The organism is Rhizobium sp. 01L419, from assembly GCF_056400025.1.
Map to the genome: position 1 here is coordinate 213,976 of NZ_JBFTSM010000010.1, position 15,068 is coordinate 229,043.

At 55.4% G+C, this 15,068-nt stretch carries 14 protein-coding genes; 3 read left to right on the forward strand and 11 right to left on the reverse strand.

Translation table 11 applies throughout. The features are described 5' to 3' along the window. Positions 1-4: 4 nt before the first annotated feature. The 11 genes from AC1DUP_RS20965 to AC1DUP_RS21015 all read right to left on the reverse strand — a co-directional run bounded on the left by AC1DUP_RS20965 (position 5) and on the right by AC1DUP_RS21015 (position 11,567). Positions 5-1,366, reverse strand: coding sequence for an oligosaccharide repeat unit polymerase (locus AC1DUP_RS20965; RefSeq protein ID WP_477834139.1), 1,362 nt, complete (start codon positions 1,364-1,366; stop codon positions 5-7). Beyond that, positions 1,356-2,519, reverse strand: a complete 1,164-nt coding sequence (locus AC1DUP_RS20970) for an N-acetyl sugar amidotransferase (protein ID WP_477834142.1) — start codon at positions 2,517-2,519, stop codon at positions 1,356-1,358. Before AC1DUP_RS20970 ends, AC1DUP_RS20965 begins: the two co-directional genes overlap by 11 nt. Then, entirely contained in the window at positions 2,512-3,270 is a 759-nt protein-coding gene (locus tag AC1DUP_RS20975) for a HisA/HisF-related TIM barrel protein (RefSeq protein ID WP_477834144.1), read from the reverse strand. The genes AC1DUP_RS20970 and AC1DUP_RS20975 overlap by 8 nt, the downstream gene beginning before the upstream one ends. Further along, positions 3,270-3,869: an imidazole glycerol phosphate synthase subunit HisH gene (hisH, locus tag AC1DUP_RS20980; RefSeq protein ID WP_477834146.1), complete on the reverse strand. Its 600-nt coding sequence runs from the start codon at positions 3,867-3,869 to the stop codon at positions 3,270-3,272. The genes AC1DUP_RS20975 and hisH overlap by 1 nt, the downstream gene beginning before the upstream one ends. A 12-nt stretch (positions 3,870-3,881) precedes the next feature. Continuing rightward, positions 3,882-5,480, reverse strand: a complete 1,599-nt coding sequence (locus AC1DUP_RS20985; RefSeq protein WP_477834148.1) for a lipopolysaccharide biosynthesis protein — start codon at positions 5,478-5,480, stop codon at positions 3,882-3,884. Further along, positions 5,477-6,580, reverse strand: coding sequence for a DegT/DnrJ/EryC1/StrS family aminotransferase (locus AC1DUP_RS20990; protein WP_477834150.1), 1,104 nt, complete (start codon positions 6,578-6,580; stop codon positions 5,477-5,479). The genes AC1DUP_RS20985 and AC1DUP_RS20990 overlap by 4 nt, the downstream gene beginning before the upstream one ends. 47 nt (positions 6,581-6,627) lie before the next feature. Further along, positions 6,628-7,122, reverse strand: a complete 495-nt coding sequence (locus AC1DUP_RS20995; protein WP_477834152.1) for an acyltransferase — start codon at positions 7,120-7,122, stop codon at positions 6,628-6,630. Next, positions 7,119-8,183, reverse strand: a complete 1,065-nt coding sequence (locus tag AC1DUP_RS21000; RefSeq protein WP_477834154.1) for a Gfo/Idh/MocA family protein — start codon at positions 8,181-8,183, stop codon at positions 7,119-7,121. Before AC1DUP_RS21000 ends, AC1DUP_RS20995 begins: the two co-directional genes overlap by 4 nt. A 31-nt stretch (positions 8,184-8,214) precedes the next feature. Then, positions 8,215-9,333 carry a GDP-mannose 4,6-dehydratase gene (gene gmd / locus AC1DUP_RS21005; RefSeq protein ID WP_477834156.1) on the reverse strand — a complete coding sequence of 373 codons (1,119 nt, stop codon included), beginning with the start codon at positions 9,331-9,333 and terminating at the stop codon, positions 8,215-8,217. Then, positions 9,334-10,314: a GDP-L-fucose synthase family protein gene (locus AC1DUP_RS21010; protein ID WP_477834158.1), complete on the reverse strand. Its 981-nt coding sequence runs from the start codon at positions 10,312-10,314 to the stop codon at positions 9,334-9,336. Between the two features lie 335 nt (positions 10,315-10,649). Then, positions 10,650-11,567, reverse strand: a complete 918-nt coding sequence (locus tag AC1DUP_RS21015) for a class I SAM-dependent methyltransferase (protein WP_477834160.1) — start codon at positions 11,565-11,567, stop codon at positions 10,650-10,652. Positions 11,568-11,723: 156 nt separating this feature from the next. Here AC1DUP_RS21015 and AC1DUP_RS21020 point away from each other — a divergent pair, with 156 nt between their 5' ends. From AC1DUP_RS21020 to AC1DUP_RS21030, 3 genes are read left to right on the forward strand one after another with little or no spacing between them, the layout of a single operon-like run. Then, the gene (locus AC1DUP_RS21020; RefSeq protein ID WP_477834162.1) at positions 11,724-13,553 is read left to right on the forward strand and encodes an HAD-IIIC family phosphatase; all 1,830 of its coding nucleotides are present in this window, start codon (positions 11,724-11,726) and stop codon (positions 13,551-13,553) included. A gap of 10 nt (positions 13,554-13,563) precedes the next feature. Next, the gene (locus tag AC1DUP_RS21025) at positions 13,564-13,815 is read left to right on the forward strand and encodes an acyl carrier protein (protein ID WP_477834164.1); all 252 of its coding nucleotides are present in this window, start codon (positions 13,564-13,566) and stop codon (positions 13,813-13,815) included. Positions 13,816-13,824: 9 nt separating this feature from the next. Then, on the forward strand, positions 13,825-15,045 hold the full coding sequence (locus tag AC1DUP_RS21030) for an MBOAT family O-acyltransferase (protein WP_477834166.1): 1,221 nt from the start codon (positions 13,825-13,827) through the stop codon (positions 15,043-15,045). Positions 15,046-15,068: the final 23 nt, after the last annotated feature.

Genomic DNA, 15,068 nt, shown 5'->3' on the forward strand with positions numbered 1-15,068 from the left:
GTTCTTAAGTCTGCTCCACTTGACCAAGATGCTTTAAACCCGGTGCACTCCGGTCTATTTGACGCCATTTGAAAGCGCTGGATATTGCCATGGTGAATGGCACAACCAAGATCAATCCCCCTGTGACCATGGCGGTCTGCAGTGAGGTGGACAGCATTATAAAGACGCCGTAGTGGCCGAGCGCCAATCCAGAGATCGTGCCGGCTGTCTTTCCTCGTTTCACGATCAACTCAATATCGAGACATCGTACAAACAGTCCTGCAAGAAACGAGAAGACAAAAACGCCAGCCCATGAGAAGTCAGCCCAGGCATCGGCAATAAACATCGCTGTCGTGGTCGATCCCATGACGCCACGGTGCACAGCGGCAACAAGCAGATAGGTCGGTGGAGAGGGTTCCGCTTGAAAAATACTCGTCAGCCAGCTGAACCGACTGCCCCAGCTAAACGGAAGCACATTTGGAATTGCAGCAAAATACTCCAGCAGACTTTCGTTGACGATCATGAAGACGCGATAGAAGAGGAAATCAAGCGTTTGGCTCACACCGCTGACTTCGCGGATGGCGACCGCAGTCATCGATCCGAAGAGCAATACGCAAACTGCTGCAAAACCGAGAGCCACATCGAGACGCAGCTTGAGTGATCGGCGGAGGTATTCGATGACCATCAACTGCAAGACGAAAATCGCCAACGGAGCCTTGCTCAACGTTGCCGCCTTTTCGAAAAGTACGATTGCGATGAACGCCCAAGCTATCGGCCGGAGCCTGATTGCGCGCTCTCGCAAAGCAATGAAACAGCAAAAGGCCAGAAATGGGAACAGATTTGAATTAAACAGGTTCAACAGGTAAAAACGGCTGCCCCCGTATTCACGGCGCATCGCTATCTTTTCGAGTTCGCTCGCATCTGTGTGAAAGTAGGTTAACACATGCGGGACGCTGTCCTCGACGATGATAAAAAATCCGAGAACCAGCACGCCGATGGCGGCTATAATCTCGAGCCTTTCGGAGAAGCCTCTAGACACCCGTACAGCCTGCAGGTTCCAATTGTTGATGGCGTCTCGCACATGCGAGGGGTTGATGCCGTACATTCTGTCCGAGAAGACCATTCCAGCGCAGACGCAACAAAAAGAGAGCGCCAAGGCTAGATCCAGAGCCGAAATGATCTCTCCCATAGGCGCGGCCGACAGTATCTTTTCATAAAATGCGGTCCGAGGCCCCCAGACGCGTGTATAATAGAGATACAGGGGACCATGCAGAACAAGCATCAATCCAAGCAGTAGCGAGGAGAGGCTAAAGTTGATTCCGATGCGTCGGATATAAAATCCGGCCGCTAGAAAGACCGCCATCGAGAAGACCAGGCTAGTCCACATTTGTTGCCTTTACAGTCACGGGACGGCCGATTGACGTTAGTTTTCTAAGCAGACCCCGCGACTTCATGAGTATTTTATGCAGTATCATGCCGTTGGGATAATTTGTGTGGGGAACCGGCGGCGCTGCAATGTAGGACTGGAGCTGCTGCTCGGTCAGTCCCAGCTTTTTGGCGACAAACTTGGTTTCCCTGCGGGCATCTCTCTCATTGATGATTGGCTGTGAAATCTCTCCCAGAGCATCATCGCGCGTCATCTGTCCTGCTACGATCAGGCTCGAAAGATGCAGTCTTCTCTTATCGAAGTTAAATTTCGCCGGTAGATATATGTCCTGGTAGAATTTCGTGAAGCGAGATTCGCTGTGCTTGCTGCCGTAGTCGCGCCAGCCGTATTCCCGCCGCAGTTCCTCTTGGGCTTGTTCTTTGTCGTAATCGAAATAATTCAGCGGGCGATGTATTGTCAGCTGCTTCCGTATACGGGTCATCCAGACATATTCCGGAAAACTCATGAATGGATAGGTGGAAAGCGACATTGTTCCGAAACGGCGCTGAATAGCGCGCGCGTGCGTTCCGTCGATCGAGGGGTAGCCGAAGCCCGGAGGGACGACAGATTCGGATGCGAAATTGACGCCGCTTAGGAAATGCCGAATGCCGAACCTGGCTGCGGTCTTGTAGAGGGTCGAAAAGAACGCGTGATCCTGAGGGATGTCCTGATTGAGCACGGATGCTTTTAGGAACGAGACCTGGAGATCGCGCATTTCCTGCCACTCGACAACATAGGTATGAAGGTCGAGATCAAGCTTGCGGACCAGCCTTTCAATGTTGTGGACGGCTGGCTCGGAGTTCCAACCGCCATCGACATGGACAGCGAGCAGGCGGAGGCCGTGTTTTCGGCCGGCGAGGTGGGCGAGAAAGGCGCTATCGATGCCGCCGCTGAGCCCCACCATTGCATCATAGGGCTTGTCCTTGCCCTCCTGCTTCAGGATGGCGACAAGTCGTTGCATTTTAAGATCGCCCTCCGGCCCCGGCCACCATTCGTGCGGTTTTCTGGCGAGGGCGTCGCGGCAGCAATTGCATTGCCCATTGGCGTCGAACTCAATTGCAGGGTTGGTATCGTCCATAATGCAGAACGAACATATCCTTTGCGTCTTACGCATGGGCGTCGCGCTCCATTCCCTCAAGCATTTCCGGATCCGGATAGTTGACCAGAACCGCGCGCAATCGGCCGACAAAGGTGAAGGTGCTGCCTGATGCTGCCGCCGAGGCGCCCGCGCGCAATCCTTCGGTCAAGTGACCATAGTTTCCTGCGCCGCCGAGTGCGACGACGGGTACGCTTAATCTGCTCGTCACGGACTTTATAAGTTCGAGGTCATAACCCGCTCGTTTTCCGTCGAGCGTTACGGACTGAAGAATGATTTCACCAACTCCCAGATCCTGAAGCCGAAGGCAAAACTCCACCGGGTCCTGCGGCACATCGGAATTCGGCTGGACACATCTTGCCGCAGAACCTCGTCCTTTGACGTCGACGCATGCAACAAGCGCCTGACTTCCCATATCCGCGGCAATCGCCTTCAGCAACTGAGGGTCGCCGGCACGACTTCCGACGACGAATTTTTCAACGCCGAACCGATTGAGCTCTTCACATTCCTGTAGCCGGCTTATGCCGCCGCCATAAGCCAGCGGCATGAAACATTCGGTTGCAAGTTCACGCATGAACCCGATATCCGGCCCGCGCCCCTTCTTGGCGGCATCGATATTGAGGATGCAGATCTCATCAACCTCTTTCTCGTTGAAAAGGCGCACGACGTTAAAGGGATCGCCGACATAAGTCCGCTTTCCGAATTCCTCGGTTTTGACGAGTCGATGTTTTTCGTCGACCAATAGAACAGGAATTAGCCTTTTTCTCATCAGATCTTCCCGAAGGCCTCAAGCACGCGCATGCCGAAGCGGTGGCTCTTTTCCGGGTGGAACTGCACGCCGCTTACATTTCCGGAATTCACGGCGCAGCAGATTTCGCTACCGTAATCGATTGTCGCCGCCACGTCCTGAGGGCTGTCGCACTGCACATAATAGCCGTGATCGAAATAAAAGCGCTCGCCACGTACTGCCGAGTCGAAAAGAGCGCTCTTGCGCGCCGGCTTCACCTCGAGCCAGCCGATATGCGGCACTTTAAGAGGGGATTCAGGCGGCAAGCTGATCCGAAGTACATCCGCCGCGACCCAGCCCAAGCCGGCCTGAACACCTTCGTCGCTTCTGCGCGCCAGCAGCTGCATGCCAAGGCAGATGCCAAGAACGGGAATTTGCCGCTTCAGTGCCGCATCATTCAGCGGGTCGATGAGTCCCTTATTCTGCAAGGTCAGCATGGCTTTGTCGAACGCGCCGACGCCTGGAAGAATGAGCTTGGAGGCCTTTCTGATCCTGTCCGGATCGCTGCTTGTTTCGGCATCGATCCCGAGATAGTCCGCCATATTGATGATCGCACCAATATTACCGACACCGTAGTCCACTACAGTGATCACTCAAAGCCCTCTCTTATGTTTCGTCAGGCCATGCAACCGGCCGAAATACCGATCTACGATTGTGCTTCTAACGGAGCTATAAATCCTGGACAAGATAATACGTCCGGTTTTTGACGACATGGCGGTGAGCACCATCGCGATTCCGACAATGCCGAAAAACAGGATGTAAGCGAGGCCCAGCAGGAACCAGTTGTCGATCCACCGGAATTCGACTTGATAGAAAACGAGCGAGAGCACGGAACCGACAACAGTCGGCCCAACGGTACTTGCAAACATCTGCTCGCCGCTGAACGCGGGGAAGAAGCGGCGGCGGATCACCACCAGCGTGAGGCCGAATCGGATGATAGTTGCAGCCAGCAGCCCGCTGCCTGCTGCGATTGGGCCGAAATATCCTATGAAAACAATCGAGAAAATGACTGTCATTATAGAATATGCCAGCGAGACCATCGTCACGGTCGCATTTTTCCCCATGCTGGCGGCATAATAGAAAAACACGTTATAGCTGCAGCCGATCAAGCCTCCGAGGATGAGAACCTGTAACAGATGGCCGGCCGCTTCGGCCGTTTCTGCCCCGACCCAAAGCGTGAGCAGGGGTCTTGAAAGAATTGCGATCGGCGATAGCATGATTGCGCCGAATGCCGCATTGACCCATGATGAGCTGAGGAAAAAATCAAATCGTTCGGACTCGCTGCTGGCGGACATGCTGCCGAAGCGTGGAAAAAGCACCTCGCATGCACGGATCGTGGCGATGTAACCGGCTTCCTGCAGGCGATTGCAGATATTATATTGTCCGACCACGGCGGCAGGGGCCAGGGACGCAAGCACGTACCTATCCATCTGATTGCCGAAAATACCTGCAAGTTGCGATAGCCCCTGCCATTTCCCGAAATGCAGTAGGGCGTTTAGTTCGTCTCCGACCTTCGGGCCCGCGTGTTCGTCGCGGCGCAGGATATGGCGTGTGACAAGGAGCCATCCTGCCGCAGAGAGGATGAGGCTTCCGGCGAAGCCGGACAGATAGCCATTCAGCGTTGGGATAAACCAGGTAAATCCCAACGTGACGATAACCGTGACAAAAGAACTCCAGGCGGAAGCCTTGGCAACATTCTTGAAATTTTGGCGCCCTACGGAGATGGCCTGCAGCACCAGTGAAAACTGTTGGGTAAAGATGCCCGCTGCAGCGATCAAGAATGGAATTGTGAAGTTTTGGGCGCCAGAACCCTCGTCGTTTACGAGGCTTCTCACGATCCATGGTCCGGTTAGCACCAGGACTATACATCCGAGCGCCGACGCGATCAGACAGATCTTCAATGCAACGGCTGCGACGTGAAATGCGGCACCATATTCCCCGCGTCCTGTTCTCGTCGATGTCTCGCGGACTGTTGCCTGGCCGAGGACGGTGCCGATGAGCGTGAGGGGCGCGGTGACTGCAATGACAATGCCGGCATAGCCGAAATCATGCAATCCGATCCACCGAACGACAAAAGGCACCGTGGCCAGATTCGCAATAAGCGTAAACACGAAAGCTGCAAGATTCCAGCTGGAGTTACCGAGGAGGCTTGAGCGTGCTTCTCCCCGGTCGCCGGATTGCGGCTTGCTCACGCAGCAAATCCCCTGACGGTGTCGGCCACGTAAGCGAGCTGATCTTCAGTCATCTCTGGGAATATCGGAATTGACAGGATCCGCGATTGATTATGGAAGGCATTGGGAAAGTCTTCCGGATGATGGCCCAAATGCTCATAAGCGGCGACAAAGGGCAGCGCGACCGGATAGTTTATGACTGTCTGGACGCCGTGTTCGTTCAGGTGAGCGGCAAGGGCGTCGCGACGCTCATGCTTAACGACGAAAAGGTGGTAGACGTGCGTTCTGCCGGGCGCAGTTTCCGGCAGTTCCAGCCCGCCGACATTGCCGAGCGCCGCGGCATAGCGCGCCGCAAGCTCTTGCCGCTTCGCGGTCCATTCGGCGAGGCGAGGAAGCTTGACCGACAGAATGGCAGCCTGCAGTCCGTCGAGCCGGCTGTTGATGCCTTCGATCCGGTGCTCACCCTTTGTCAGGCCGCCGTGACGGGCAAACATCGCCATCTTGTCGGCGAGGGACTTGTCCTTGCAGGTGATCGCTCCGGCATCCCCCATGGCGCCAAGGTTTTTCCCCGGATAGAACGAATAGGAAGCCGCGTCCCCGAAGCTTCCGACCATCTGCCTGTCAACTTCCGCCAGATGCGCCTGGGCGCAATCTTCGATAACCCAGAGGCCATGCTTGCGGGCGATTGCCATTATCGCACCCATGTCAGCGGGCTGCCCATACAGGTGGACAGGGATGATGCCGACGGTGCGCGAGGTAATTTTTTCTTCGAGCTTGGCGGCGTCGATCGTGAAGGTCGTGGCATCCGTGTCACAAAAAACGACCTTGCCGCCGGCTTGCGTAATGGTCTCGCTGGTGGAAATCCAGGAATGCGCAGTCGTAATAATCTCATCGCCGGGTTTTACCCCGAGCGCATGCATGGCGATGTAGAGCGAATCCGTACCGTTTGCGCAGGAAACGCAATACTGGGCGCCGACCGCAGCAGCAAATTCGTCCTCGAACTTCTGAACGAAAGGGCCTCGGATGAAAGCCGAGGATTTAATGACGGCAGCAATAGCTGCATCGATCTCGTCCTTGATCGACAGATATTGCAGATGAAGATCGGCGAAGGGGACTTTCATGATGTCGCTCTCGGTATGTCGATTGATGTTGATGCGTCCGCTTTATTTCAATTCTCGGCAGATCCGGTGTCATCCACATGGCGCATAAACCGCGCCGGATTGCCGGCATAAATCCCGGAAACCTCAATGTCACGGGTCACCACCGCCCCGGCGCCGATAACCACATCGTCACAAATGGTTACCGGCAGGATTGTAGCATTCGATCCGATGGATACTCGATTTCCGATGCGCGTATCCTTCCAGAGTGTCCGGTTTCCTCTCGCCGGTCCGCCGTTGGAGAAAAGATCGTTGATGAACATCACACCGTGACCGATGAAGCAATCGTCGCCGATCTCAACGAGTTCGCAAATGAAACTATGCGACTGCACCTTGGTGCGGGCGCCAATCTGAACACCCTTCTGGATCTCGACGAAGGGGCCTACGAAACAGTCATCCGACAGCGTGCATTCATAGACATTGGCAGGCTCCACGATCTTCACGCGATCGCCGCAGATTACATCCCGGATCTGCGCCTTCCAGAGTGTCGGCGAACGATCTGTCACGAGGACCGGCTTCCCAGTTTGGAATATTTGACCTCCAGGGGCAGGCTGACTTCCTTCTGGGATGCGATCGATTCATAGAGCGCCATAATGAGCTCCAGGCTCTGTCGGCCTTCGTGACCGTCGACAAGAGCCTTGCTGTTATTCACTAGGCAATCAACCACATGCTCATAATAGGCCTGATGGCCGAAGCCGTAGACATTTGGTGGATTGACCGAATATTTTTCCATGACCTCGGCATCGGCGGGATCGTTGTCGCCGAATTGCCAAGTCCGAATCTTGTTGACCGCGAAACCTGCAATTTCAACCGACCCTCCGGCACCAAGGATCGAGATCGAGCCCTCGATATCCTTGGGGCGGGTCGCGGAGGTCGCCTCGATAATCCCCAAGGCACCGTTGCGGAATTTCAGTGTGGCAACGGCCGTATCCTCGGCCTCGATATTGACGAGGGCCGTCGTCGCGCGGGCGTGTACGCTCTCCACTTCGCCCATGAACCAGGTCAGCATATCGATATGATGGCTTGCCTGGTTGGCGAGTACGCCCCCGTCGTAAGCCCATGTCCCACGCCAGCTGTCCTGATCGTAATAGCTCTGGTCACGACACCAGCGTACCCTGACGGTGCCAAGGACGAGCTTGCCGAAGCGGCCGCCATCCAGCGCCTCGCGGGCCTTGACAACCGGGACGTTGAAGCGGTTTTGCTTGACGACGAACAGGCGCACGCCATTGTCATCGCATGCCTTGATCATGGCCTCAGCGTCCGTCAGCGTCAGTGCCATCGGCTTCTCAACGACGATATGTCGCTTGTACTTGGCTAACGCGATCACGTGCTCTGCATGCAGACCGCTCGGCGTTAACACCGAGACGACGTCAATCGGCTCATTCTGCATCATCTCATCAAACGACTGGTAATAGGGCACGCCGAAACGTTCGCCGAATTCCTTTGCCTTTTCGCGGTCGACATCGCAAACCGCTGCCAATCTTGCGCCTTCGATCTGCTCGAGGCCAAGCAGCTCTGAATGTCTTTTAGCGATCCGCCCGCAACCAACAATAGCGAAATTTATCACGATCTCTTCCCTGGTGATTTTGGGTCAGTTGTTATTCGGTGCTGACCCTCACGTCAAACCCGTGGCGCTTGAGCAGCGCATGTCGTTTGGCCTCCACGAGATCGTGCGAGACCATTTCAATGCACATTTCTCGTGCGGAAATTTCTGGAACCCATCCCAGTAGATCCCGTGCCTTGCTGGGATCACCAAGCAGGGTCTCGACCTCGGCCGGGCGGAAGTATCGAGGATCGATCCTGAGGATGATGTCGCCCGGCTTCAGCGCCGGCGCCTTATCCTCGGAGACGGATTCCACGATGCCTTGCTCCTCCAATCCACTTCCCTCAAAGCGGAGTTTGATGCCCAGATCCTCCGCTGCCCATTCGATGAACTGGCGCACGCTATACTGCTTGCCGGTGGCGATGACAAAATCCTGTGGACTATCCTGTTGAAGCATCATCCACTGCATGCGGACATAATCTTTGGCATGTCCCCAGTCGCGCAATGCATCGAGGTTGCCCATGTAAAGGCACTTCTCAAGCCCTTGCGCGATATTCGCCATTCCGCGCGTGATCTTCCTCGTTACGAATGTCTCACCGCGGCGAGGGCTCTCATGATTGAACAATATGCCGTTGCACGCATACATCCCGTAGGATTCACGATAGTTCACAGTCATCCAGTAAGCGTAGAGCTTTGCGACCGCGTAAGGACTACGGGGATAAAAGGGGGTCGTTTCTTTCTGCGGCGTCTCCTGGACCAGCCCATAAAGTTCGCTGGTGCTGGCCTGATAGAAACGCGTCTTTTTTTCGAGGCCTAGAATCCTGATAGCTTCCAGGAGTCGCAATGTGCCCAGGGCGTCGGTATCGCCGGTATACTCAGGACTTTCAAAACTGACCGCCACGTGACTTTGGGCACCGAGATTGTAAATCTCGTCAGGCTGGGTGTCCTGAACGATGCGGATCAGGTTGCTGGTATCCGTCAGATCACCGTAATGCAGCTTGAACCGCAAATTCTCGTTGTGAGGATCCTCATAGATGTGATCAATACGCTGCGTATTGAACGAACTCATGCGCCGCTTGATGCCGTGGACCTCATATCCCTTCGAAAGAAGGAGTTCCGCAAGATAAGAACCGTCCTGGCCGGTTATGCCGGTTATTAGTGCGACTTTGCTCATTTATGCGACTTTCTCTCGGGATAGGAAATCTTGGTAGGCCAACTTGAGACCTTGCTGCAGGTCGACGATTGGCGACCAGCCGAGATTTCTTGCAACTTCGCTGTCCATCAACTTTCGCGGAGTGCCGTCCGGTTTGGTTGTATCGAAGTCGATACTACCGGTGAAGCCAACGATCTTGCTGATGATGGTCGCAACTTCAAGGATCGTGACGTCACTTCCATACCCGACATTGATATGGCTCTGCCCCTCCGGCATCAGCCTCTTGTAGTCTTCGCGGGACAGATTCATGATGTGAACACTCGCCGCCGCCATGTCGTCGACATAGAGAAATTCTCTGAGCGGCGTCCCGCTACCCCATAGCGTCACAGTTGGAGCCCCACTGACCTTGGCTTCATGGAAGCGCCCAATCAGTGCGGGGATAACGTGGGAATTTTGCGGGTGGTAGGAGTCGCCGGCACCGTAGAGATTGCTCGGCATTACGGCCCGGTAATCAACCTCATGGCTGTCGCCATACTGCCTATTGTAGCTCTCGCAGAGTTTAATACCCGCAATCTTTGCAATGGCATAAGGCTCATTGGTCGCCTCCAGAGGGCCCGTCAGAAGTGCATTTTCCTTGATTGGCTGATCGGCAAGCTTTGGATATATGCAGCTTGAGCCAAGGAGCATCAGTTTTTTAACGCCGGTTCTGAACGCTGCCTCGACGACATTCAGCTCAATCATCAAATTGTCGTAGATAAAGTCAGCCGGGTAGGTATTATTCGCGTAGATGCCGCCTACCTTTGCCGCGGCAAGATAGACCTCATCGGGTCGCTCCCGTTCGAAGAATCGACGGACATTCGCTTGTTCGATAAGGTCGAGTTCCTGATGCGTTGCGGTTACAATCCTGTCAGTGGGGCAGCCGCCGGCCTGTAGTTGCCGCACAATAGCCGAGCCGACCATCCCACGATGGCCAGCGACGAATATCTTGGGGAAATTGACCATATTTGGTGCGATCTTTTCCTGGTTAGCTCATGAGCCTTCGCGCCGCCAAATGAGGAGGCCAGTACTTAGACTTGGCATTCCTGCTCGATGAGCCTCATTGAGTGTTCTTTCTGAAAATGTCAATCAGTCTACTTATTGCACGTTCAGGTCATCTTCCCAAAAAGGGGACGTATGAGCCCGAGCCCGCCACCCGCAGCTTCGTGCGCTCGCTGCCGATGACGGCTCCCAAAGAGCCATGGCATACCAACACCTTCATTATCCGGTGGGTCCACGTGAATAAAAAGGCCCAGGAAACTTCCTGGGCCTTTTGCTATTTTGGGTTGGTGCCCAGCGCCTCACCAAATGGCGTTCACTCGCTTTTGCAGGACCAGAGCGATCGAGCGTGGCGCAAAATACCGATCGCGTGGCGTGGTCTCGGGCTCTGCCGAAAACATTGCCCGCACCCGAAAGCCGGCCTGTTCGCAGGCAAGAACAAGTTCCGATTCTTTACGGTACTCGTAGATGTGATCGATTTCGGCGGCAGTCAGCGCCGACGTGACGAATGCCGGCGCGCCAGGTGCAAGGCTGTTGGCAAGATTTGACAGCAGGACGTTCGGTCGTTCCAGATGCTCCAGCAGAAAGCAGGAGATGCCGGCTGAAGCCGGCTGCTGAGGAGCCCATGCCAACGCATCAGACACATGGTGCTTCACACGGTCAGAATACCCAAGGGTGTCGGTCATCTTCTTGCTGCGCTCGATCGTCGGCGCGGAGACATCCACGGCTTCGACTTTGAGGCTTTCAACGCTACGAAGGGCAGAGAGGTGCCAGATCCCGGAGCCGGCGCCCAGGTCGACGATGGGGCTACCTGCTGGGAGCTTCCGTAGCATCGGAAGGAAATGGTCCTCGAAGAACTTGTAGATGCGAAGGTGGTGTGTCCATACGAACGTCGTCGTGAACACGCCCCAGTGGTAAAGCTGCATGAAGTCGGGATTGTCGTAGGCCTTCTCGAAGACTTCGGCAAAGCTCGAATTTTCGTAGCGCCCGGTCTTTTCGTATTTGAGCTGGGACTTGTTCACGTCGAGCACGAACTCGCAGTATCCATCGACCAACTGTTCGGCCCACCTCTCGCCGAGCGCGATTTCAGCCCAGTGAAGCATCGGCTCTGCGAGTCGCTTGAAGGCATCAGGTTCGGCCAGCTGAGTACGGCCAAGCTCGGACGCGAATATCGGCGCACGTTCTTTTATGCATTTTTCGAACTTATCGATGTAGGACACGTCGGGCTCCCGCAAGATCAATATTCAGGCCCCTGTATATCCTGCTGGCGTGACCGACAAGAAGTAACGGTCCCATTTGAAGGGCTTTAAACACAAATTGACTCAACTTCCTGCTCGTCCTATCAACCGCGACATCTTTGGAAGCGGGAGAGGCCCATGGCCCTGACGGACGTGCAGCCGGTGATCGATGTGCTGGCTTCGGTCAAAGATGGCAGAGATGACGCCATCATTCACACCCTGAAATCGGCGCCCGCCGGATGCAGTCCAGAGCTTGTGGCTGCCCTATTCAGACTCGCAATCTTCCACGTCAGCAAAGACCCCCTCTATTATCGCAAAGTCTGGAACCTGTGGCAGAGATCTGGGAAGCCGGAACTCAAGCCCGCCACAACACAAATCACCGTCGAAATCCTGGCGGATGGCACCGTTGACGCGGTGAAGCCCTACCTCGAATTGTCCCTGGCCGCATATGGCGTGGCAGCGGATATATCGATCGCTCCCTACGACACTGTGGAATTTGAGGCATTCGCAGGGCCTGTCAAAGACTTCGACGTGTCGCTCGTCATTCTTTCCGAGCGATGGCTGCGAAAGTCCGTTTCGTCTTTCCCGGCTAAGATCGAGGACGTGACGACAGCCAAGGAAACGGTGGGCAAGCTCGCAACTTCTCTGGCGCAGAAGCGCAGCGGTGTCGTGGCATTCACAAATTTCTATAACGGCGCATGGCCTGCGCCGGCTGGCACTGCGGCGATCGAGGGGCATTTGCCCTGGTCGAACGTGATAGCCGAGATCAACAACGAACTGCAGAGATTGAGCGGCACGATTTCTGTTATCGATCTCCAGCAGGCGCTGCACCTTGCTGGCGGCGCGTCTGCGGCTGGCGCGCTGTCGATGATCCGGATGAGATCGCCCTTGGAAGAGGGCGGTTTTGTGACGGTGGGTCGCGAGGTGGCGACCTGCATTGCCCACCAAATAGGGAGGAGCCATAGAGCGCTCCTGACCGACTGGGACAATACGCTATGGGGCGGTGAAGTAGGAGAGACCGGCTCTGAAGGTATCGAGCTTGGCCCCGAAACTCCGGATGGATTCGGATACCAACTGCTGCAATCCTATATTCGCGACGTCAATTCGCTTGGTGTTGCACTGGCGACCGTCAGCCGAAACGATCCGAAGGTCGCTGCGGTGCTGGAAGAAAACCGCCATATGCAGTTGCGGAGAGACAATTTTGCTGCCCTCGAGCTTTCGTGGGGCAACAAGAGCGATGCAGTCGGCAGGTTGAAAGACCAGCTGAATTTCGGCACCGACTTCATGCTCTACATCGACGACAATCACGTCGACCTCGCCGAAGTAATCTCCCATTTCCCCTATATCGATGTGGTTCTGGCCGGTCCGGACCCCGATCAATCTTTGCATCGGCTTTCAGGAGGCAGATTTTTCAACAGCTACCGCCTGACATCAGGAGATCTGAACCGCCGCGAACAGATGAAGACGCTTCGGCATCAGCGCGAGGCGTCGGCTGCCAGCTCTTCGAAAGAAGCGTTTCTGGCGAGTTTGGACATCAAGATTACCGTCGAAGATGTCAACGACCGCAACCGCGACCGCGTTCTGCAGCTCCTCCAGAAGACAAATCAGTTCAATCTCACGACCCGAAGGCACCAGCGCGACGATCTCGAGCGGATGGCGAGGGAAGGCGCGAAGTTTGGAGTTTTCGAATATGAGGATCGCTTCGGCTCGCAAGGCATAATCGGTTTCATGATCGTGTCGCCGGCTGCCGACGGATGGGAAATCGAAACATGGTTGATGAGCTGCCGCGTTCTGAACCGGGAGGTCGAAGGATTTATGCTTGGTTGGGCAAAACAGGCTGCGGGCAGTGGCAAGCTCGCCGGCTCTTATATTCCCACAGAAAAAAACAACCTCGTCAGTGGACTCTATCGAGACATGGGGTTTAGACACGTTGGCGGCGAGCGCTACGAGCTCGAAATTGGTAGCTGAGAGAGAGATTATGTCCGCACTGAGTGATGAAAACGTTGCGCGCCTGACGGCAGTATTCCGCGATCTGTTCAACGACGACACCATCGTCCTTTCCGAGCAGACCACCGCCGCCGATATCCCCGGCTGGGATTCCTTCAACCACATCAACCTAGTGATGATGGTGGAGAATGAGTTCGGCATCCGCCTCAAGACCTCCGAAATTACCCACCTTAAAAACGTCGGCGAACTGATGAACCTGATCGCGACTAAGGTCGCCGGATAGGAAAAGCCGATGGCAATTTTCGCGACAACGGCTTTCGTCTGGGTCGTGGCCGCGATGTATATTCTCATCCATGTGCCGCTCAAAATCCCGCGGTCGGTGTGGTATGGGGTTCTTAATCTCGGCGCGTTGGTGATCCTCTTGGGCTGGCGCGCCGCGGCGCTGGCGCTGGCATTTGCAGTGTTCTACTGGGTGGCTCTGGGCGTGCTTCAGCGATTTGTGAGCCAAGATCGCGAAGTACTGACACAGCGGTTGGCGATCGCGCTCTATGCAAGCGTCGCCGTGATTTTCATTTGCCACAAGCTGGTGCTCGAGCGCGCGAATGATTTTGTCGCGTGGCTTCCCTTCCACCTGCTCTCTGGTGTGTCCAACTCGCCGCCATTTCTCAGCGGCTTCAAGATTTTGCAGTTGGTCGCATTCTCGTATGTTTGCCTTCGGCTTGTGGATGCCGTCCGAGCGGTTTCGGCCGGCGCGCGGGTCCTGTCGCCCATTGGACTCCTGGGCTATCTCGTTCCGTTCTTCATGACCCCCTCCGGTCCAGTCAACGAGTACGACGAGCATGTCGCCATGGACAAGTCGCCGCTGCCGGCGCCGACCGCATCTCACTTCGTCGACAGCGTCTTCCTGATCGTTACCGGTTATTTCCTGAAATTCGCCTGTGCGCAGTCATACGGGATTTTTGTCAGAGGCTTGGATGGACCGTGGCCCGTAGCGACGCTATGGGATTCCACCGTCTTCCTCATTTACGTCCTGATCGAGTTTACAGGTTATTCGATGATCGCGCTGGGGGTAGGGCGACTCCTTCACGTGCCGACGCCGGTGAACTTCAATCATCCTTATATGGCCACCAGCTTTGCCGACTTCTGGACACGGTGGCATATGTCGCTTGGCTCTTTCGTCCGGCGAACGATGTATTTCCCGATCAGAATGTCGTTGTCCCGAGCCGTAAAGCCGAAGCGTGGGGATAAGCTCAAGATCCATGCGATCAACACTGTGGCGCTGCTTGTGCCGTTTGCGTTCGTCGGCGTATGGCATCGGTTTACTTGGCCATTCGTGCTGTGGGGACTGGCCGTCGGCGTCGTGGTGGCGATCGAGACCATTCTGCGAGACGAGTTCTTCGGCAAGCGGAAGAGCCCATTGCCGGCATGGGTGATCCGGCCTCTGGTGAGCCTGTATTCCGTTTTCCTGGTGGCCTTCACCCTACAGGTGGCTTTGGCGGACTTTGCGAAATGAATAATCTAACGGCGCGACATTAC